Origin of the sequence: Leucobacter soli, assembly GCF_042659205.1 — a bacterium.
Taxonomy (GTDB): Bacteria; Actinomycetota; Actinomycetes; order Actinomycetales; family Microbacteriaceae; genus Leucobacter; species Leucobacter soli.
Genome location: NZ_JBHSRW010000443.1, coordinates 1 through 818 on the forward strand (window position 1 = coordinate 1; position 818 = coordinate 818).

Annotated in this window: 1 protein-coding gene; it reads right to left on the bottom strand. The window is 72.0% G+C overall.

The window, feature by feature from the left end; genetic code table 11:
- The coding region (locus ACFPZL_RS13830) for a Re/Si-specific NAD(P)(+) transhydrogenase subunit alpha (RefSeq protein WP_382335972.1) at window positions 1-818 on the bottom strand (818 nt) is incomplete at both ends.

An 818-nucleotide genomic window follows, 5' to 3' on the forward strand; every position in this document is an offset into this window, starting at 1 on the left:
CCTCGGGCTTCGGCGCTGCCGCGGGTGCCGCGGAGACCTGCACGGGGGGCGGCGGCCAGGTGACCTCGCCGGCGCGCGCGACCATCACGGCGCGCTGCACGATGTCGTCGGTGTCGAGAGCGAGCTCGCCGTCCTCGCCCGGGGTGACGAGCTTCAGCAGGTTGTACAGGTTGGTGCCGTAGAGCTGGGAGGCCTGCTGCGGCAGGCGGCCCGCGAGGTCGGTGTATCCGAGGATCGTGACGCCGTTCCCGGTCACGACTTTCTCGCCCGCGACGGAGCCGGCGACGTTGCCGCCCATGCTCGCCGCCATGTCGACGATCACGCTTCCCGGTTTCATGCTCGCCACGTCGGCTTCGGTGATGAGCTTCGGCGCCGGGCGGCCGGGGATCAGCGCCGTGGTGATGATGATGTCGACGTCTGCGGCCTGCTCGGAGTAGATCTCGGCGGCTCGGCGGTCGTAGGCTTCGCTCGTCGCCTTCGCGTAGCCGTCGGACGACTCCATCTGCTCCTCGACCTCGACCGCGAGGTACTCGCCGCCGATCGAGTGCACCTGGTCGGCGACCTCGGGCCGCGGATCCGTGGCGCGGACCACGGCGCCCAGGCTCGAAGCGGCGCCGATCGCGGCGAGTCCCGCGACGCCCGCTCCGGCGACGAGCACCTTGGCGGGCGGCACCTTGCCGGCCGCCGTGACCTGCCCGGCGAAGAAGCGGCCGAACTCGTGCGCCGCTTCGACCACCGCGCGGTAGCCGGCGATGTTCGACATCGAGCTGAGCACGTCCATCGACTGCGCGCGCGAGATCCGCGGCACGGCGTCGAGC